This is a genomic window from Microcoleus sp. N9_A2 (genome assembly GCF_036701775.1).
Lineage (GTDB): Bacteria > Cyanobacteriota > Cyanobacteriia > Cyanobacteriales > Microcoleaceae > Microcoleus.
Genome location: NZ_JAUBRH010000019.1, coordinates 72,950 through 94,399 on the forward strand (window position 1 = coordinate 72,950; position 21,450 = coordinate 94,399).

Annotated in this window: 11 protein-coding genes and 1 tRNA gene; 4 read left to right on the forward strand and 8 right to left on the reverse strand. The window is 44.4% G+C overall.

Going from position 1 to position 21,450, the window contains the following annotated elements:
• The first annotated feature begins 38 nt into the window (after positions 1-38).
• Positions 39-1,127 (forward strand): response regulator, encoded by a 1,089-nt coding sequence (locus QUA44_RS14165; RefSeq protein WP_333251960.1) that lies wholly within the window; start codon positions 39-41, stop codon positions 1,125-1,127.
• 103 nt (positions 1,128-1,230) lie between these two features.
• Here QUA44_RS14165 and QUA44_RS14170 read toward each other — a convergent pair whose 3' ends face one another.
• The 4 genes from QUA44_RS14170 to QUA44_RS14185 all read right to left on the reverse strand — a co-directional run bounded on the left by QUA44_RS14170 (position 1,231) and on the right by QUA44_RS14185 (position 8,651).
• The gene (locus tag QUA44_RS14170) at positions 1,231-3,837 is read right to left on the reverse strand and encodes a PAS domain S-box protein (protein WP_333251961.1); all 2,607 of its coding nucleotides are present in this window, start codon (positions 3,835-3,837) and stop codon (positions 1,231-1,233) included.
• Positions 3,834-4,229 carry a response regulator gene (locus tag QUA44_RS14175; protein WP_333251962.1) on the reverse strand — a complete coding sequence of 132 codons (396 nt, stop codon included), beginning with the start codon at positions 4,227-4,229 and terminating at the stop codon, positions 3,834-3,836. The genes QUA44_RS14170 and QUA44_RS14175 overlap by 4 nt, the downstream gene beginning before the upstream one ends.
• A 125-nt stretch (positions 4,230-4,354) precedes the next feature.
• Positions 4,355-5,791, reverse strand: coding sequence for a response regulator (locus QUA44_RS14180; RefSeq protein WP_333251963.1), 1,437 nt, complete (start codon positions 5,789-5,791; stop codon positions 4,355-4,357).
• A complete protein-coding gene (locus QUA44_RS14185) occupies positions 5,784-8,651 on the reverse strand; it encodes an ATP-binding protein (RefSeq protein WP_333251964.1) in 2,868 nt (955 codons plus the stop codon). The genes QUA44_RS14180 and QUA44_RS14185 overlap by 8 nt, the downstream gene beginning before the upstream one ends.
• A 368-nt stretch (positions 8,652-9,019) precedes the next feature.
• On the opposite strand from QUA44_RS14185, the gene QUA44_RS14190 reads away from it, so the two are divergent.
• Positions 9,020-9,092 (forward strand) — tRNA-Arg (locus tag QUA44_RS14190).
• A gap of 242 nt (positions 9,093-9,334) precedes the next feature.
• Here the strand turns inward: QUA44_RS14190 and kaiC are convergent.
• The 3 genes from kaiC to QUA44_RS14205 all read right to left on the reverse strand — a co-directional run bounded on the left by kaiC (position 9,335) and on the right by QUA44_RS14205 (position 12,681).
• The gene (kaiC, locus tag QUA44_RS14195) at positions 9,335-10,897 is read right to left on the reverse strand and encodes a circadian clock protein KaiC (RefSeq protein ID WP_333251965.1); all 1,563 of its coding nucleotides are present in this window, start codon (positions 10,895-10,897) and stop codon (positions 9,335-9,337) included.
• A gap of 345 nt (positions 10,898-11,242) precedes the next feature.
• Positions 11,243-11,557, reverse strand: coding sequence for a circadian clock protein KaiB (gene kaiB / locus QUA44_RS14200; RefSeq protein WP_006632119.1), 315 nt, complete (start codon positions 11,555-11,557; stop codon positions 11,243-11,245).
• A gap of 188 nt (positions 11,558-11,745) precedes the next feature.
• The gene (locus tag QUA44_RS14205) at positions 11,746-12,681 is read right to left on the reverse strand and encodes a circadian clock protein KaiA (protein ID WP_333251966.1); all 936 of its coding nucleotides are present in this window, start codon (positions 12,679-12,681) and stop codon (positions 11,746-11,748) included.
• A gap of 396 nt (positions 12,682-13,077) precedes the next feature.
• On the opposite strand from QUA44_RS14205, the gene QUA44_RS14210 reads away from it, so the two are divergent.
• Together QUA44_RS14210 and QUA44_RS14215 are read left to right on the forward strand one after the other, a co-directional pair.
• Entirely contained in the window at positions 13,078-16,311 is a 3,234-nt protein-coding gene (locus QUA44_RS14210) for an ATP-binding protein (protein WP_333251967.1), read from the forward strand.
• Between the two features lie 358 nt (positions 16,312-16,669).
• Entirely contained in the window at positions 16,670-17,545 is an 876-nt protein-coding gene (locus QUA44_RS14215) for a tetratricopeptide repeat protein (RefSeq protein WP_445243667.1), read from the forward strand.
• 155 nt (positions 17,546-17,700) lie between these two features.
• Here QUA44_RS14215 and QUA44_RS14220 read toward each other — a convergent pair whose 3' ends face one another.
• Positions 17,701-21,321: a WD40 domain-containing protein gene (locus QUA44_RS14220; protein WP_333251969.1), complete on the reverse strand. Its 3,621-nt coding sequence runs from the start codon at positions 21,319-21,321 to the stop codon at positions 17,701-17,703.
• Between the last annotated feature and the right edge of the window lie 129 nt (positions 21,322-21,450).

Genomic DNA, 21,450 nt, shown 5'->3' on the forward strand with positions numbered 1-21,450 from the left:
ATTTTCCAACAAACTACTAACTAAAAGGAGCTATCACCGTGGCTATGATTTTGGTAATAGAAGACGAAGAAGCGATTAGAGAGAATATTTTAGAGTTGCTGGAAGCCGAGAATTTTGAAGGAATAGGAGCGATTAACGGCAAAGTCGGCATCAAATTGGCGATCGAAAAAATCCCGGATTTAATTTTGTGCGACATGATGATGCCGGAAGTAGACGGTCACGGCGTCATCAAAGCATTGCGCTCGGAACCCTTGACTGCCACAATTCCGTTTATTTTCCTCACAGCAAAAGCCGATAAAGTTGACATTCGCACAGGCATGGAACTGGGAGCTGACGATTACATTACTAAGCCGTGTACGCCGCAAGAACTGCTAAAAGCCATTTCTATTAGACTTGAAAAACAAAAAACAATTAGCCGACAATCTCAAAAGACGCTAGACGAATTACGCACGAATATTAGTATGTCGCTGCCCCACGAATTGCGGACTCCTTTGAATGCAATTATGGGTTTTTCTGAGCTGATTCTGTCAGAATATCAGGTTTTAGAGGAATCAGATATCTTAGAGATGATCGGTCAAATTCAAACTTCCGGTCATCGCTTGTATCGACTGATTCAGAACTTTTTGCTGTATGCAGAACTGGAGATAGCAGCCACAAATCCCGAACTGCTAAAAGAGATGCGAAACAGCGAATTTAGCTGTGTAAAATCTTTGCTGAGTCAAAAAGCGCGGCAGCAAGCAAAACACGCGAATAGAACAGACGATTTACAATTAAACTTGCAAGATGCCTCGGTAGCTATGGATTCTGTCCGACTCGCAAAAATTGTTGAAGAACTATTGGACAATGCCTTCAAATTTTCTTTAGAAGGAACGCCTGTTTTATTAAGCACTGTCATCGAAAATCAGACTTTTATTCTGTCTGTCAAAGACCAAGGCCGCGGCATGACTACCGATCAGATTGCACAGCTAGAAGCTTACAGGCAGTTCGATCGCAAACTTTACCAACAAGCAGGTTTGGGATTGGGCCTGGCTATTGTTCAACGCCTTGTAGAATTGCACGGAGGAGAATTTAAAATAGAAAGTTTACCGCAGCAAGAAACCATAGTTTGCGTTTCTCTGCCTGTCTAAACAATGATTATACCAGTTTCAAAAAAAATGTAACTGTAGGCACACTCCCAACCATTATGGAATAAATCCTTCCCAATTCTAAAATCTAAAATTTAAAATTGTATTATGGAGGAGCGATCGCTCCTTTCAGACACCGCTGCATATAAATTTGAGCTACCTTATCATTAGGGTTGATTTCCAAGCAGGCCGAAAACAATCTTATAGCTTCGCCACACTTGTCACTATAGTAGAGTACCAAAGCTTGCTCAAAGATTGTCTTTGTCTCTAACTTTTTCTGTCGTAACTCTGGCGGATCGGCCGCAAATACTTCATAAACTGTTACCATTCGCGATTTGCCTTTAACTGTTACGCGATCGATTAACCTCAAATCATAAATATCGTTTAACTCTATAAAAGTATTGTGAGTAATTAACATCGAAACTTCATACTCTTTCGTCAAAGTTTCCACGCGGGAGGCTAAGTTTACCGCATCGCTAATCACCGTGCTGTCCATCCGACTTTGGCCGCCCACCGTGCCTAACATCAAAGAACCCGTATTGATGCCAATGCCAATTTGCAGCGGCGGGAAATCGACCTGATTACGACTAATATTATACTCGTTAAGCTCTTCTAGCATGGCAATTCCAGCTTTCACAGCATCGTCCGCACTGCCATCAAACAGCGCCATAATCGCATCGCCAATATATTTATCAATAAAACCAAAATTGTCAGTAATTGCAGGTTCCATCCGCGACAAATAACCATTAATAAATTGAAAATTCTCTTCGGGATTCATCCTTTCCGAAAGAGAAGTGAAATCGCGGATATCTGAAAACAGCACCGACATTTCTTTCTGTACCTGATCGCCTAATTTGACTTCCAGAATACTTTCATATCCCAGAAAGTGGAGAAATTCGTGCGGCACAAACCGCCCGTAAGCATCTGTTAATTTTTCTTCCGCTGCTAAAGCTTTTTGCAGCTCCTCTGTGAATTGGCGGCGCTCGGTTTCTACCTCTAGACGTTCTGTGATGTCTTGAAAAGCTGCGATCGCGTAAACTATGTTTTTCCGTTCGTCGTAGATTGGAGTCGCCCAAACCTCGATCGGCACAATCCGATCCGACCCATGAACTTCTAGATCGTCCATACGCACAAATTCTCCCCGCAACGCCCGAACAATCGGTTGGCTATCCCTCGGATACAATTGATTAGTTCCAGCGTCGTAAAAATGATAAGCTTCAGGAAATTGGTCAGTACCCCCATCAAAAATTAAACCTTGGGCTAGTATCCTTTCGCCCCAAGAATTCATGTAAAAAGGTTTACCCTTACCATCGACAACAAATATTCCCACTGGCATCGCTTCCAGGAATTGAGTCAATCGGCTTTCGTTTTCTGACAGTGCCTCATTTAACTTTTCTTCGGCTGCCAAAGCTTTTTCTAAATCATTAGTAAACCTGATTCGTTCCACTTGCACCTGTCTTTGCAAACTAATATCCTTAGCAAAACCCTGATAGTAAAGCACTTCACCATTAGCATCATAAACTGTGCGCGCATACTCAGAAATCCAGATAATGCTGCCATCTCGACAGTAAACCTGAGACTCAAACTCACACAGAGTACCGTGCTGTTTCATCAGCGCCAGGAACTCTTGACGGCGGTTCGGTTCCACGTACAATTGCTGCTGAATCTCATTAATACTTTCTATCAATTCTGACGCGGAATCGTAGCCGTAACTTTCCGCCAGAGCAGGATTCGCACTAATAAAATGTCCGTCCGGCGTCGTCTGAAAAATACCTTCTAGAGCATTTTCAAATATCCCGCGATACTTCTCTTCAGCTTGAATTAGCGCCGCTTCAGCTTCCTTCCGTTCAGTTATGTCACTAAAAGCAATAATCGCATAGGAAATCTCGCCTGTAGAATCATAAATTGGAGTTGCCCAACTCTCTACAGGAATAATCTTACTAGCTGTACGAATTTCTACACCCTCAGTCCGCACATTTTCGCCCCGAAGCGCCCGCATAATTGGCAATTCTTCCACGGGGCATCTCTGATTAGTCCCGGTTTTATAGAATTGATAAATTGCTGCTTTTTGCTCTGAATTAATATGCGGCACAGTGCCTTTGCCAAATATCTCCTGCGCCTTCTGATTTGCGTAAAAAGATTGACCGTTCGCATCAAGCACGCACACGCCCAATGGCATAGCTTCTAGATATTGCGTCAAGCGACTTTCGTTTTCATGGAGTTTGGCAATCAGCATTGCCTGCTTGCGGTTTAATTTTACCAACTCCTGATTCATTTCCTGAAGTTCTCTTTGTTTTTCAGCTAATTGTTTATCTTGAAAATATCTATATATTGCCTCAGTGACAGTTAATTTTAAGTCATCACATTGCCAAGGCTTAGGTATGTATCGGTACAAGTTAGCATAGTTAATAGCATTGGCTACCGCCTCCAAATCTGCCTGCCCCGTCAACATAATCTTGAGACAGTTCGGCGATATGGCATGAATGCTCCTTAATAGCTCATCTCCTTTCATGTTCGGCATGATATGATCCGAAATTACCAAAGGAACTTCATACTGTTCTGCTAAAAGTTCTGACAGCAACTCTAAAGCTTCTTCGCCACTTTGGGCCGTTTCAATTAAATATTTATCTTCAAAGGCTTTTAGCAGGTCTATTTCCAGACTATCGAGTATAGTCTGCTCATCATCGACACAAATAATGACTGGTTTTTTCATAAATTTGCTAGACCCGACTTAATCGCTTCAATTAATTCTTGATTTCGCCAAGGTTTTTCTATGAAAGCATGAAGATTTGCTTGAGTTCTTGTGCGTTCGATTGCTTCTTTATCTGCTTGTCCTGTCAGCATCACTGTCACAATTTGCGGATATTTTTGATGAATTTTAATCAGCAACTCATCTCCTTTCATTCCGGGCATCAACCAATCAGAGACAATTACTAAAATGTTAACCTCATCTTCACATAGCTCTTCAATAATTTCCAGGGCTTCGGCAGCACTTTCAGCAAATTCGCAAAGATATTTACCGTTAAATGCCTGTTGCAGTTCAATTTCCAGACTTTCCAACACTCCTACTTCATCGTCCACACACAAAATTGCTGATTTAGACATCGCTAGTTTCCTTCTTTAGTGTGGCAGGGTGAACCCCCATGGGCAGCACACCGTTTTCCAAATTCTACATTCTGCGCGCGTAGACTGCAAATTTTAGCCCCAGACTTCAGTCTCCGGCGCTTTACCTACTCAGTTAAATTAATCGGCAAAGACACGGTAAATGCTGTTTTACCGGGCATCGACTCCACATCAATTTTACCCTGATGTTTTTCAATTATTTTTTTGACAATATCCAGTCCCAACCCGCTGCCTTCTCCCGCAGGTTTAGTAGTAAAAAAAGGCTCAAAAATTTTCGGAATAATCTCTGGTTGAATCCCCTTACCGCTGTCAATAATTTTTACCAAGACGTTGGTATCTTGTTGTACCGCGTCAATTGTTAAAGTTCCTTGATTGTCCATCGCTTGTAAGGAATTGTGAATTAAATTTGTCCAAACTTGATTGAGTTCGTCAGGATAACACAGTACCGCCGGTAATTGATCTTGATAGTTTCTGACAACTTCCACACCCTGCTTGATTTGGTTTTGATAAAGGGTTAATACCGTTTCAATTCCATCCGTAATATTCACCTGTATTTTTTCCCCATTTACATCGTAACGCGCATAATTTTTCAGAGCAAAGACGACTTTTGCAGCGCGTTCAGTAGCGGTAGCGATGGTTCGGGCGCTTTTGTGAATGCTAGCAAAGTCGTAGGCTGTTTTTATAATATTTTCGCTGTCAGGATCTTTGAGCAACGACAAGAATTCTTGCAAATTTCCTTGCAATCCGATATTGACTAAAATGCTAGCAAGGCTGTCAGAATTGTCAATCCCTTCCGACTCTAGTTGCTGCTTCACGCCTTTTTTCAATACCCGTTTTTCTCGAGTAGATAAAGAGTAATTTTGTTGACTAGAACTGTACATCAAACGCAAGAAATCGTGCTGGCGTTCTGCTGACAGTTCTTTAAAAAAAACTGGCAAACTTTCGAGATTGTTATCCAAAAAGCTGGTAATATTTCCAATAGACGACCGAATCGCCCCCAACGGCGTATTAATTTCGTGAGCAATGCCCGCAATCAGTTGCCCTAATGCCGCCATTTTTTCCGATTGCACTAATTGATTCTGAGTAGCTTGCAGTTGGTCTAAAGTAACTGTAAGTTCAGTGTTTTTCTGTTGGAGTTTTTTTCGCAACTGGCACATTGCTAAATGGGTTTCTACCCTCACTAGAACCTCTTCCACCTGAAAGGGCTTGGTAATATAATCTACCCCGCCAACAGCAAAGGCTTTGACCTTATCAAGTACGTCATTAATCGCGCTAATAAAAATCACCGGGATGTCGCAAGTTCGTTGATCAGCTTTGATCTTTTCGCAAACTTCATATCCATTCATTTCGGGCATCATAATATCCAGCAAAATCAAATCTGGTGGCATACCTTTTGCCGCCGAAAGCGCTAACTCGCCGCTAGGTACCGGGCGCACTTTATAGCCCTTGCTATTCAAAATTCCGGCTAGCAGCCGCAAATTAGCTGGGGTGTCGTCAACTACTAAAATATTACCGCGATCGGTGCTAAGAATGTCGTTATTCATGTGATATTGCTTGAGATATTAACTTTAAAACTTTGTCGTACTCAAAATTTTCTATACAAGTTGCGATCGCACCTGCCGTTACTGCATCCTTTAATCGAATTTGCTCTATCAAGGTATCAATTAAATCCATATCTGCATTCAGTATTGCTAGCTTTAAATCAGCTACCAGTGAATCCGGCAATTTCACGAAATCAGTCGCAGTCATTCCGCGATCGCCCTCTTTGATTGCCGATAAATTAGTTTGACCCGGATCTTCATAAATATAGCGCACTCCGATATGTTTGTGCATAGCATCAAAAATATCGGCTTCCCGGAAAGGCTTCCTCATAAAAGCATCGCAGCCCGCCGATAAAATAACTGCCCGTTCTTCCTCCAAAACGCTCGCTGTCAGCGCAATAATCGCAGTAGCTTGACCTTTAAGAGTACCTTTAATGTATTGCGTAGCTTCGTAGCCGTCCATCACAGGCATTCTCATGTCCATCCAAATTAGATGCGGTTCCCAACTATCCCAAATCTCAATAGCTTCTTGACCGTTAGTAGCTTCTTTTAGTTCAAAACCCAGAGGAGAGAGGATTTTAATTAACAGTTGGCGGTTGAGCGGTTTATCGTCTACTATCAAAATTCGATAGGTGTGTTGGTTGGGAACCAGGGCAATAACATTCCGCCTCGGTTTTGGGCTTTCAATATCAGCCGCATCGACCGCAATAACTTGAATGTCAAACTTAAAATTACTTCCCTTACCAACAGCAGAAGAGACGCTCATTTCGCCGCCCATTAATTCCACAAATTTGCGACTGATTGGCAATCCCAAGCCGGTACCTTCTTGCGAATCTTTGCCTGTCTTGGTTTGCACGAAAGGTTCAAAAAGATCGTCTAATTCATTGGTAGCAATACCCGAACCAGTATCCTCGACTTCAAAATGAAGGAAGAAGGAAGAGGTAGAAGCTGAATCGTCATTTGGCGTTACAATAATCTGGTTGTTCGACTGACTGAATTGAGATATTTTAATGCCATTAATTGCTGAATTTTCTGTATTTTTTGATCCTTCGGAGTGCTCAAAATTGCTCCCTTCTGTCTGCTGATTTGTGCCTAATGACTGCTTGCTAACTCTGACCGCTACACCGCCCTCATGGGTAAACTTAAGAGAGTTATTGAGCAGATTAATTAAGATTTGCCGCAACTTTAACTCGTCCGCTTCTATGTATGGTGGCACATCGGGACTGCGGTCAAAAACCAACTGCAAGTGCTTGTCATCTGCTTTGAGTTGAAACATATCTTCTAAGTCATTGAGCAGGCGATAGAGGTCTATTTTATGGGGATTGAGGGTGGTGCGCCCCGATTCAATTTTAGATAAATCCAGTACGTTATTAATCAGGGTAAGGAGGTGTTCTCCGCTGCTGCTAACTATGCTAATATTTTCTTGATGTTCTGGGGATAGAGTTTGGCTGCGAGTCATCAGTTGGGAAAAGCCAAGAATTGCATTGAGAGGCGATCGCAATTCGTGGCTCATGTTAGCAAGAAAAGTGCTTTTAGCTTGATTCGCTACTTCCGCTTTGTCTTTAGCTATAGCCAATTCTGCCGTCCGCTCTTGCACTCGCTGTTCTAAAGTTTCAAAAGATTGTTGCAGTTGTTGAGCCATGCTGTTAAATGACTTGGCTAATTCCCCCAATTCGTCGGAGCGTTCGCTTTGTACTGTTGTGTCCCATTCACCTTTAGCAATATTTTTTGCTGCTGTATTTAAGCTCAAAATAGGATTTGTCACCCACCGAGAAGTCAGAATGCCGATCGCCACAGCTACTCCTAAAGCTGCGAAACAGAGCAAAACCGCTGTGCGGGTATTGGCATCGATTTCTTTGGTGAAATCTGCTTCCGGAACAACTACGACAATCAGCCAGTCTAAACCTTTGCCGTCTTGGAACGGCAAGACTTTTAAAAATTGTCGCTTGTCATCTATTTCAAAGCTCAATAACTCAGATTTTTTAATTTGGTCTAATTTTTCAAACTTTGCAGTCAAATATTTAGCTGTCGCTTGAGTAAAAGGGTTACTGCTTTCTTCTACTTTAAACAATTGTCTTTCATTACCTTGGGTGCGAAACGGTTTTTCTGTGGTGGAAGTTGCTAACAAAGTACCCTGGCGATCTACAATAAATGTTTGACCGGATTTGCCCACTTTGAGACTGTTGAGAAATATTCCAATATGGTCGAGACGCAAAGCAGCAAATAATACTCCTTCTAGCTGATTTTTGTCGCTGTATACGGGTTGGATAGCGCTGATAATTAAGGTCGGCTCTAGCAAGGAAACATAAACCGAACTCCAAGTAGCTTTTCCGATTTTTACGGCTTTTTTGTACGCAGGATGTTGCCGATTATCATAGTTTTTTACAAGGGTGATAAATGTAGTGCGATCGCCTCGCTCGTTCGTATTGTAAGAATTAAAATTTAACCCAGTAGATGTTTCTATCACATTCATCGTGCGGGAGCCGTTAGAAAGTTGTTCACCGGATCTATAATCTCCCTTTTCGTTGCCAACCGAGGTAAAATTGATATAGGGATATAATTTTACTTGCCGCCAAAGATATTTCTCCCAAGCTGATAAGTTTTCCATTTTTAACAACCCGAGCTTGACAGCATCCAGCTTGGTTTGATTGATTTGATGGGGAGTTGTCAGGTAAACTTGCAGGTTTTGCTCGACACGCAAACTCACCTCGCTCATTAACTGACTGGCAAGGTTATTAACTGCTTTTTGTCCGTTTCTAAAAGACAGATATCCTACGAGTCCCACGGCTCCCACGATTTGCAGTACAAATGGAACTATGAGAACTGTTCGCAGCGGTAATTTGTCTAAAATTTTAGAAACCATAAGATTGAGAGGTTTGGTGAACTTAGTCTAGAACCGTATTTGTACCACCGGTCTTAATAGCAGCACCATTTATTTACTGCCGCTTAGCTAGGGGGAATTGATGCGGGCTATTTTAGCTGTGGTAGATGCTCGACCCCGATCTAATGTGAACCTAATGTTTACTCGATTAAAGTCTATTATTTTACCCATTGTCGTATTATTGTTACCATTTAGGTAAAAGTTGCAGTCTCTGGCTTCGAGAACAGCCTGATATTTGAGCGCGCGGGCGAGTTGAACCCGCATGGCTCAAGCGGTTTGGAGGTAGACCAGGAAATTTGCGATCGACACTCGCCATTTTCCGCAAGACGTGTTATACTCAAAAAAGTCGAGGGCACGTAGCTCAGTGGATAGAGCATCAGGTTCCGGTCCTGAGGGTCGGGGGTTCAAATCCCTCCGTGCTCATTGTTTATGTCTTTTGTAGAGCAAGGGTTTCAGGTTAATTGTATTACCGATAGTCCTATTTTCTGCTCAAGTTTCGCTCCCATCTGTTCCAAGTATCTCCAAAACTACCTCCATATCTGCCAAGTTTGCCCCGGACTTTTTGCGCCGCGGTTGTTATAAATGTTCACAAACTCCTCAAATTAAAAAAGTTGGGTTTCCTAGCTCAACCCAACCTAATTTTAACGACCAATCACTGGTAACTCTTAAATATCGTCATCGCTTTGACCTTGCACACCCTGGAGAATCCGCGATAGCTCACTCTTCTCATTAATCGTAATCCGAGTCGGAGAACCGCTGATAATCCGTTCGTAACCACGGAACGAATCTTTAATTTGCGGCCCTCTTTCAGTAATCGTGTATTCCCGAATCCCTTTGTCGTGCCACGAACCACGCATCTTAAACACATTAATTGCCCGCGACATTTCCCCTCGAATCTCTACATACTGCAGCATGATAATCGTGTCCGTAATCGTAGAAATATGGGAGTCCGTAATAGAATTAGAACCCATAAACTGGTCGCTGGTATTCGTGAAAAAGCCGGTTATTTCTTCCTGCTTCGCGAAACCTGTTACTCCGATCACAAATTGCCTGAAAGCATTATTGCTGACACCCCTAGCTAAGGCCGACAGCGAGTCTATTGCAATTCGAGAAGGTTTGAACTCAGCAATTTCTGATTTAATAGTCTGCAAGTGGTCTTCCAAACCCGCAGATTCCGGGTAAGTGCACAGCAGCTTCAGCAGTCCTTTCTGTTCCATTTCCTCAAAATCAATGCCCCAAGAATAAGCATTGCGGAACAACTGAGCTCGCGACTCTTCATAGGCAAACAGCAGCGCCCGATTGCCGTTCATACAAGCATTCTGCAAAAACTTGCTCACCAACAGCGTTTTGCCTGTTCCCGTCGCACCCGTAGCCAAAATAATCGAGTCTTTAAAGAAACCGCCGCCGCACATCTCGTCGAGAGTTTTATCGCCAGAAGAAACCCGCACGTTTGAAGACTTTTGAGTTAATCGCATCGCCCCCAAGGGGAAAATATTAATTCCGTCATTAGTCATAGTAAAAGGATATTCGCCCTTCATGTGAGTTGTACCGCGCAACTTCAAAATTTCCATTGTGCGGCGGCGGCGTTCCCCTTCCAAAACGTTGCGAACAATCACTACATTATCTGACACAAATTCTTCCACTCCAAACCGCGCCACCGGGCCGTATTCTTCCAGCCGTTCGGTAGTCATAACTGTAGTTGCTCCTACTTGTTTGAGGCGCGCAACTAAGCGAAAAATTTCTCGGCGCACCACCGATGCAGCGTCGTACTGCTGAAATACGGCTGTCACCGAATCTATAGAAACGCGCTTGGCTTTGTACTTGCGAATGGCGTACTGAATCCGCTCGATTAAGGCAGATAAATCAAAGTTTCCCACGATATCCTGACCTTCTGGATCGGGGGAAGCGTCCAAAATAAATAGCTTGCCTTCATCGATTAACTTGGCCAGATCCCAACCGAAACTGCAAGCATTTTTAATAATATCTGTCGGAGATTCTTCAAAAGTTACGAGCACTCCCGGTTCGTCAAAATGGGTGATTCCGTTATAGATAAATTGTACGGCAAATAAAGTTTTTCCCGTTCCTGACGTGCCGCTGACTAGGGTGGTTCTGCCGATCGGCATTCCGCCGTGACTGATGTCATCGAAACCCTCAATCATTGTGCGAATTTTTTCAACTCCTGCGGTTACCAATCCTTCTCGTTGAACCGTTTGACTAATTTCATTCATATCGATTTTTGTCAACTCTCAGTATTCTTTAGTTGTCACTCATTAACCGCCGATCATGAGTCTTTGTACCCAGCTTTTAGTTTTGGCTCTTGCTCAATAACTAATGACTGCTGACTGCTGACTAATGACCCGCGGAAAAACGGATACCCTGCCACGTATTCCTGTCGTGGAGAGATCAAAATCTTAGACTTTTGTTCCACCTCCCAGATTCATCTGTTGAGTAAATCTAAAATCTAAAATCTTTCGACTGAGCGCGACTCGACGCTTCGACGCTCGCGCTCGCCGAACGTTTCACGCCAAACCGAAGTCTCAAATCTAAAATTGACTGACTCTCACCTGATTATCTTATGAATTCAGGTCTTCTTCGCGAAGTTCTTCATAGAGCAAATCTAATCCTATCAGAACTTTCTCACGATCGGACAAATCGCCAATAATTTTTCGCACCGGCGGCGGCAGGATTTTGGCCAGCGTCGGGGTTGCCAATATTTTGTCCTCTTCTGCTAGCTGAGGATTTTTGAGAACGTCTATGACTTTCAGCGCGTAGACTCCTTGAAATTCTTGTTCTAGGATGTCCTTTAGGGTTTTCAAAGCTCGCACTGAGTTGGGAGTATTCCCCGCAACGTACAGCTTCAGAACGTAGGTTTTCTTCAGAGGACTCATGAACTTTTTTAAATGTTGAGTATTAGTTGTCAGATGTTAGTTGTAGTTGTTATTTGTCTTAAATCCGCTGTTCTTTGTTATTTTATAATAATTTCAGCCTCGCGCTCGCGCGACCGTTGGTCGGCTCCTTTCTTTTTTGTTAGGTTCTACCTTCTACCTTTTCTTTCTTAAATTAGGCCGAATCCCTTCTACATTCTACTTTGATATGTCTCTTTCGGAATCGATCGCCGATACATCTCGCACATATGAGCGATCGCGTCAATCAGGGTCAAACGATAATCAAGCAATATTTCCTCGCTGCGCCCTTCTAATTTTAGCTGTTTAGCAAACTCGTCCATCAATTCCATGTGAATTTCTACAATTTGAGTCACGGGAACGTCAGCAAAAAAAGCCAAATTCACAAATTCATCTATTTGATTGTTGACCGCAGCACCTTGAGAAAAATAATTCAAAACGATGTCGCGATAACTTGACTTGAGTTGCTCCAAAAACTTTTGCTTCTCTGGTCCCGACAGATTTCTCAAAAAAATCTGGGAATTTCTTTTATAATACACACCTAAGTATCCTAATCGCTCCCGTAATTTTTCCGCCAGCCGCCGCTGCTGTCGGCTGAGCAAACTTTGAGCAGTCAATTGGGCTGTCGCATCGACCGTTACGGATTGGTAATTGACAGGAACCGGAGTTGAAAGTTTCAGAAATTGTGCGATCGCCCGATCGATACTTGCATTTATTTCAGTCGATCGATCGATTGGCAGTTGTACCTCAGCAGGGTGGTAAAAAAAAGCACAACTTTGCTCTTGACTATGGTCGGCGGTACTGGCCGCGGCCTCAAAATTATCTGAAGGTGATGCTTCGGGTGTTGCATCCTCCCCCGGCTGGGGCGAAAAAATCACAGCAGGCAAAAAGAGCGATCGTTCTTGCAGCTTGCTCAGAAGCGATCGCAGATCCCCATCCACCTCCAAAACCAAACAATCAAGGTGATAATTGTGCTTAAGGAATCCCAAAAACTCCACCGCCGACTTCATGTGCGTTAAAGCATAGCGTTCGCCTCTCAAAAGCTCGATCGCAGAGGCTGCGATTTCCTCAGAGCGGACAAAAATACCGATAGACAGTTGAGGAAGCAAAGCTGTAGGTGCACCACCTAAGTTGCCTGAAAGTGCTGGATCGCTCAGAGTTGATATCTCCTTTACAAAAAACTTAACATTTTAACAATCATCTCAATATTTATTTTAACCAATCTTAACCGCAAAATAAGCGATGTGCTTACAGCAAAGGAATAATCAAAGTGTACTCCTTGGTTTTTGTGTCAAGCACCCTGAGCTTGATTTCTGCAATTAAGCTTAAGCCTTAAAATAATTGCTAGTCGCCTCAAATCAGGTGCAGGCATCGAACTCCTAGGTCTCGGTGGCGATCCCCGGCCTAATAGCGAACTGATATAAAACAAATAAGATATAGAAATCCGCAGCTACATTGGGTATCAAAAATATTACTGCTATAGATAGCAGACTCTCAGGTTTGTTATGTCAACCACCACCCCCAGTCTCAAAAATTTTATCGAGCCAGTGCCGCTGTGCCTCCAAACGGCGACGCTAGAAGCGCTGCGGTCAATTTTCAGCTCCAGCAACTGCGATCGAGTCGCAGTAGTCAACGAACAGCTACAGCCGCTGGGATTAGTGTACCTCCGCAGCCTTTGGGCCCGCGCGGCCGATCGCCCAAACGACGGGCAGCAACCTTTGTCAGAAAGCCCGATCGCGATCGAACCAGTCAGGGCATTACCCGCCGCTATGAGCATCAGCGAATTCTGGCAGTACCTGCAAACAGAGGAACAGAACACCCCAGCCCGGCAAAACCGCCAAACCGCAGGCATTTCATCAAACAACCCGATCGCCCTGACAGATGCCAGTGGTCAATTTTTAGGAATGCTAGACAGCCTGAGCCTGCTGCAATTCGCCGCACTCAACAGCAGCTCGCTCTGCAGCCTCACAGAGCCGGCAACAGTCGTCAAAGAAATCGAATTAAGGCCGGTTTCCGAAGCCATCGCCACGGTTCTAGACGCTCAAGTGCGCTTTCTAGAAGCAGGATTGAAACCTTCGGAAAACCTGAACTCCCTAGTGGAACTGTTGGAAAAACTGCCCCTGCCCCTGAGATTGCAAACCCCTACTGCACAAATAGTCAGCCAAAACGCAGCGTGGCGGATTTTGCTGGGAGCAGGCCCAGAACCAGTTCCAGAACCAGCAGCAAATTTGGGTAAACACTCGCCCCGCAAACCAAGCCATTTAACAAGCGAATACAAGAGCGTGCAGTTAGAGGCAATCACCAAAGAGTGCAGGAGCCTAGTAGGAGCAAGTAGATCGGACGAGCGCGATTCAACCGCAGCCACCAGTTGCCCGCTGCCCCTGTACGCTGCTGCCTCCCCTTCAACATTAACCGCTCCAGCTTGGTGTCCCATGGCCGGCAAACCAGACACCTACATTTGCGAGTGCCCCGTACAAAAAGGTCAAGAACGGATCTGGCAATTTGTCAAACAGCCACTCTCAGACCAGCTAATTTTAGTAATGGGACAAGATGTCACCGAAGAACATTTAGTCGCCAAAGAACTAGCAGCGAAAAACGCAGATTTAATCCACCTCAACCGACTAAAAGACGAATTTTTATCCTGCATCAGCCACGAACTAAAAACCCCGCTCACCGCCGTCCTCGGTTTGTCCAGCCTCCTCAAAGATAAATTGATCGGAGAACTCAACGATCGCCAAACACGCTACGCCAAACTAATCCATAAAAGCGGGCGGCATTTGATGACAATAGTTAACGATATATTAGACTTAACCCGGATGGAAACCGGGCAGCTAGAACTAATTCCCGAAGCAGTCGAAATAGCATCAACCTGCCAAAGAGCCTTTGAACAAGCAAAACAACTGCAACAGCAAGAAGAAAAAAACCCTGCCGGCCCGAGCAAAACGGACGGTACAGCAAACGCAGAACCCTCCGCCCAAATAGAATTTACACTCGAAATAGAACCGGAACTGAGCCACTTAATTGCCGACGAACTGCGATTGCGGCAAATGCTGGTTAACCTCCTTTCCAACGCCCTAAAATTCACCGAACTCGGTGGCAAAATCGGATTGAAAGTAAATGTTTGGGAAGGCTGGATCGCATTCAAAGTTTGGGACACTGGCATCGGCATCCCCGCCGACAAACAGCACCTAATCTTTCAGAAATTCCAACAGCTAGAAAGCCCCCTCACCAGGCGCTTTCAAGGAACCGGACTGGGACTGGTACTGACTCAACGCCTAGCTCGGCTCCACGGCGGAGACGTTTCGTTTATTTCCTCAGAAAACCAAGGCTCTCAATTTACCCTGCTGCTGCCGCCAAATCCTCCGGGAAACAGCAGCGAAGAATTCCCAGCACGTACAGCCACCGAGGAAGAATTATTAAAACCAAAATATCAGACTCCGATCGCCAATTCTCGCTCTCGTTTAGTATTAATAGTCGAAGCAGTTCCCAAATATATCGAAGATTTAACCAACGTCATCTCAGGTTTGGGCTACCAAGTAATAGTCGCCCGTTCCGGCACCGAAGCGCTGGAAAAAGCCCGCAGGTTCAGTCCCGAAGCGATTTTCCTCAACCCGCTGCTGCCACTGCTGTCGGGTTGGGACGTGCTGACGCTGCTCAAGAGTGACCCGGATACCCGATCGATTCCGGCGATCGTCACGGCCACCAGAGGCGAAAAAGAACGGGCCAGTGTCAACAGAGCCGAAGGCTTTTTGAGCTTGCCGGTGGAAGAACCAGCTTTGCGGCGGCTGCTGGCAGACTTGATCGGCCACAGTAATGCTAGTAGCCCCAAAGTAAGGAGTTCTTTAACCGTGTTGTGGCTCAGCCCGCAAAACGGTTCCTCTCAAGGTTCCGCTTTACTGCTCAACCCCAACTACTGCCGGGTTTTAGAAGCAGACGACCTCGGCCAAGCAGAACTCGTGGCCAGAATTTGGCGGCCCGACGCGATCGTCTTAGACGGTACAAGTCAACTGCAAAACCCCTTAGCTTTTATCGAACAGTTAAGTCGATCTCGAAATTTGGGTTCTCTCCCCTTGGTGACTTTAGACCATCCCACTACGCAACTGGCAAATCAAGTCAAAGGATTGTCGGTATTTCCCTGTTTGGCTACCCGCAGTCCCGACGACAGTGAAACTTCAGGTACCGGGTTGGTGCCAAGTGCTTTGTGGCAAGTGATTCAAGTTGCTGCGGGCATGAGTTGGAAGCCCAGCATTTTATTGGCCGACATTTCGACTTTACCCGATTTGCACCGAACTTCTGGGGGGAACCCGACGGAAGAATTGAAAGATTGCGAGCGATCGACAAAAGTCGAGATTCCCATGCCCAATTCCCAGTTTTCTACTCCCAACTTTCAAGCTTTGATTCAGTACATCCAAACCGCAGGATTTCGATGGTCCATCGCTCCTTGCTGGACAGAAGTTTTGCAGCAGTTGCAATATCAAAGTGTTGACTTAGTTTTGCTGTGCTTGCGAGATGCTCCCTCAGAATCCTCCGCTATGTTGCAGGCGCTATCGAACCTGCGACAAATGGCAGTAAAACTGCCAATTTTAGTCTGGGATTATCGGTCTGCTGTAAATTCCGAATCCGAGGCGATCGACTTTCTGCTGCAAGAAGTATCTGCCAAAATTTTGCCTTCTTCCTTGTCAGCCGCACAATTATTAGACAAAATTCAACACACTTTATTAACTCACTCAAATTCCTGAAAATGAAGAATTTACTAGGTTTGTAGTGAGGAATTCACTCCTCTCTAAACCTGTAAAGACCAACTATTATTTCTGATTAAAAACATAGTTTGGGAATTCTTCAACGGAAAACCGCGAAACGTTATTTATTAACTAATTCAAGTTTCTAATAACTCATAATTTTGCCTATTTGTAGTGAGGTGATAATTCGTCAATACAACGGTGAAGAAAAACGGCTATCCTGAATGTAAACATAATTTGAGAAGTATTTAAATGAAAACCCCGAAGTGTTGCGAGTCAAGAAGCAATATCAAAACTCAAAAATATGAGTTATTATAGGCGATCGAGAAACCCTTATATTTTTTTCTGGGGCTGTACAGTGCCTAATCGCATTCCTTTAATATCTCTGCTACTTGCACTCGGTTTGTGGACAATGCCCGAGCCTGCTGCCTGTCAGGCACTCCTGCCTTACACCCTGCAAATCGACTCGGCCCAACTCGAACAAACGGCCTTGAGCCTTGCAGAAGAAGCCGTCCAGCTAGCCAGACTGCAGCAGTACCAACTAGCGGTACCCAGAGCCGAACTCGCCACACAGTTAGCCCCCAAAAATGCTCAAACTTGGACTTTGTTAGGTAGCTTGTACCTTCAAGTCGAGCAGTTTGACAAAGGCATTGAAGCTTTGGGGCAAGCTCAATCTCTGTCACCAGAAAATCCATCAATTAAATTTGTCTTGGGAGAAGCTCACTTTCGGAAAGCGAACTACGAGAAAGCAGTCGAATATTTGCAAGCAGGGTTAAAGTTAAAACCAGACACTCCAGGTGCATTATTTGATTTAGGCAATGCTTTTTATAAGCTGAAGCGGTTTGATCAGGCGATCGCCCAATACGAAAAAGCCTTTGCTTTAGAAAAAAACCTCTGGCCTGCTATTAACAATATCGGATTAGTCAAATACGAAATGGGAGATATTGATAGCGCCATCAAACGCTGGGAACAGGCGATCGTGATCGACGACAAAGCAGCCGAAGCAATGCTAGCTCTAGCAGTAGCATTCTACACCAAAGGTGACAAAGAAAAAGGCTTAGCGATGGGAGAAGCAGCTCTGAAACTCGACAAACGCTATGCTACCGTAGAATATCTCAAAGAAAACCTCTGGGGCGATCGTTTAATCGCAGATACCCAAAAGTTGCTAGCCACTCCTGAAATGAAAGCAGCACTGGCTAAAATTCAAGACGCCCCACCCCCTCCCCAAATGTAGTCGCCCGATCCCAAATCCGGGTTTAATATCATGACTACCCCTCCGTCATTGCGAGGAACGAAGCTATCACAGAGACTAAGCGATAGCTTCGTTCCTCGCAATGACAAATAATACAAAAAAAGGGGTAGTAAACCCGGATTTGGTATAAGTCCAGATCAACTTACTTCAACTGCCCCCAGTGTTTTGAGCGTCGCAATAGTCGCCTCAGTTAAACCTTTAACACCTGTAATATTCATTCCTTCATAAGGTTTGGGAATTGGTAAGGTTTTGATGCACTTACCCGTCACTGCATCCCAAAGCTTAATCGTCTCATCTTGGCTGGCACTGGCTAGAATTTGACCATCTGAACTACACGCAACTGACCATACCCAATTGTCATGTCCTTCGAGAACTTGCAAACATCTACCCGTGCTAACATCCCACACTCGTACAGTTTGGTCATGACCGCCACTCGCCAACTGTGTACCATCAGGACTGAACATTACAGATGACACAATACCCTCATGTCCCTCTAAACTTGTCAGACATTCTCCGGTATTGATATCCCAAAACTTGATACTACCGTCACTGTTGCTGCTTGCCAAGATATTACCGTCAGGACTAAAGGCAACAGACCAAACCCAGCCGCTATTTCCCATCAAAGTTCTTAAAACTTTCCCTGTACTGAGATCCCATAACTTCACCGTCTTATCGGTACTCGCAGAAGCCAGGATATCACCTGAAGGACTAAAAGCAATTCCCATCACCCAACTCTCATGCTGAGTAAAAGTATCAAGACATTGCCCTGTGCTCATCTCCCATAATTTGATCGTCTGGTCTTCACTGAAACTTGCCAATGTCTTACCGTCGGGACTGATGGCAACTCCCCAAACCCAAGCAGAATGACCCTCTAAACTTTTTAGACATTCACCGATCGCAGTATCCCATAACCTGACACGAGTGTCAGAGAATCCACTCGCCAGCAAGTCCCCATTCAGACTGAAGGCAATGGATTTCAATCGATTAGTACGTCCATCCTGTATACTTTTAAAACACTTCCCCGTTTTGATATTCCATAATCTCACGGCGCGATCGCTACTAGCTAAAGTTTGGCCATCGGGCGAGAAAACTACCGAATTTACTGGATTGCTTTGCCCCAATACTGTTTTCAGGCAATGACCTGTTTTAACATCCCACAGTCTCACCGTACAGTCTTCACCAGTGCTAGCTAAAGTTTTGCCATCAGGATTAAACGCGACGGCTGAAACCCGACTGGTGTGTTTTTGTAGCGTTTTTAGACACTCACCCGATGCCACCTCCCACAATCTCACGGTGCTGTCTTCGCTGCAACTTGCTAAAATCTGACCATCTGGACTAAAGGCAACAGACACCACTATTCGTGAGTGTCCAGAGCAAATGCTCACGACTCGATCCGTGCTAATATCCCAGATGCGAATCAAAGCATCATGACCACCACAGGCTACCGTTTTACCATCTAAACTGAAAGCAACTGATCGAATTTGACGACTGTCACTCTCAAACATTTTCAGGCATTGTCCAGTAGCAACATCCCACAGTTTAAGTATTCCATCATCACCGCCACTAGCTAAAATCTTACCTGGAGGACTGAATGCGATCGACCAAGCCTGACTTTTGTATGCTGGCAAAGTTAGCAAACATCGTCCATTACTCCAATCCCAAAAACGCACAGTTCCATCACCGATGCCACTAGCAAGCATCTTGCCATCTGGACTGAAAGCAACTCCCAGCACACTGCTATGATTTCCCTGCAATATTTGACGGATAGACCAACTGCTAACATCCCAGCAACGAATAGTCCCGTTACTACCGCCAGTAGCAAGAGTTTTCCCATCCGGACTAAAAGCAGCGGATAACACGATGCTGCCGTATTCTTTGCTAGTTCTCAGCAGCCTAACTTCTGGCATTTGCCACAAGTGAATCTCACCATTTGTATCGCCCATTGCTAAAAGTTTTCCATCCGGGCTAAAAGCGACTGACAAACCACTTCCCAAAACTTCGGCGAAAACGGAATTAGCTAAATTAGCACCAGCAAAGTTGACCTGATGCAAATTCGTATCGGCTAAATAAGCTTGCCAAACGGTCAAATTAGAAAAATTCCAACCGCTTAAATCTGGCTGCATCTGACGCAATAGATTTATAATATTACCCGCAGCGTAGCCAGTTTCTAGTGTTGGTTTACCGCGCAGCGATGCCAAAATTGGTTTGAGTTGGTTTTCGAAAAGTTGCTGGCATTCAAAACTAAAAAGCAGTCGCTCGGCAATAGGTTTGAGGATCAGACTTGATTGAGTATCTCTAATGTATTCTTTAGCTGTAGCTTTGAGAAGAGCCAGGCTTCTGAGAAGGTCAATTTCGCTGCTGGTTATCTCAGTGCAGACTTTTTCGATTAATCGTTCCGTCATGTATTCCATGACGACGGGTTGTTGAGTGTAGCCGTCTGAGGTTTTTTCGATGAGAGAACGTCTAACGAGAGAACCTAAAACTTCTAGTAATTCTTTGACAGTTAATTTTGAAACTAAATCTTGTTGTAACTCTCCCAGCGAGACTGGCTCCCGATTAATAGCCAGCCAGTACATCACCTTTTTTTCTAAATCTGATAAACGATTGAATTGTCGGTCTAATAGGTTCCGAATATCATCAAATACTAAACTTCCTTGATTTAAAAGTTCTAAAAATTTGGTCAGGCTACTGTCAAAAAAGTCGCGAATGGCTGGAGCGACCATTTTTAATGCTAGGGGATTTCCGGCATAGTGGGATATCAAAATATCCCATTCGGAGTCTAACCCTTGAAAAGAACCGATGCGTTGAAAAATCTCCCGTGCTCTTGGGGTGGTTAAACCTGTCAGTTGTAATGAACGAACAGGCAAAGTTTCGCCTTCTTTAGCTGCTACACCGATCGGTTTTTCTCGACTGGTTAGTAGCAGGGTACTTTTATGGTTGATTTCGGCTACGCATCGCAGAAGTTGACCGTATCCTTCATATCCCTGTCGATAACAACCCGTGCATTCTTCTTCTTGTAGAATTGACTCGACGTTATCTAATATTAAAAGACACCGATGCTGTCGCAGATAGTGCATCAGGCGCGAGATTCCAGCATCCACAGTTTCCGGTAAATTCGTTTCCTGTTGGTTCGAGAGAAATTGAATCAATTCTACCAATAAGTCGAGTATTAATGGAGCATTGCGGAGACTGTGCCAGATAATATAATCAAATTGTTCTTGGATGCGTTCTGCTACCTTGATAGAGAGAGAGGTTTTGCCAATTCCACCCATCCCCAACAGCGTCACTAGGCGGCAGCGATCGACAATTAGCCACTTTTCTAATAAAGCTAATTCCTCTGCACGTCCGTAGAAAATAGAAACATCAATTGCTTCTCCCCAATTAATCGTTTTGTTGAGTTTTGTTACGTCTGTTGCAACTCGATCGGCGATCGCACTACTGCGATCGATTTGTTGGTTGATATTGTGACTAATTTGGCTATTGGGTAGTGCGACGGTTACTTGTGCCTGTTGTGCTTTCCGTCGCATAACTGACTGAACGTTACTCTTGGTGACTTTTTCTCCGAATACCCGACTGAGAACTTGCCATAACTGAAAGCCAACAAACTTAATATATTCGGCATCATAACCCGCGCTTTTGGCAATCTGTGGATAAGAGTGTCCTTCCCAAGACTGCCGCAATACCAGTATGTGAATATCGTTGAGATGCTCTTGTTTGAGAACTGAGTCGAGGAAAAGCAGTGCTTCGTCGATCGTCATTTATTTAAAATTATCCGGTTTGTTAGCGCAAGGGTCGTGGTTCCTGTCCCCAATTGCAGGCGTTTAAGCCATTATACTTAAAAAGTTGGTAGAGTTTGCAGCCACGATATAACTATTTATAACTTTTAC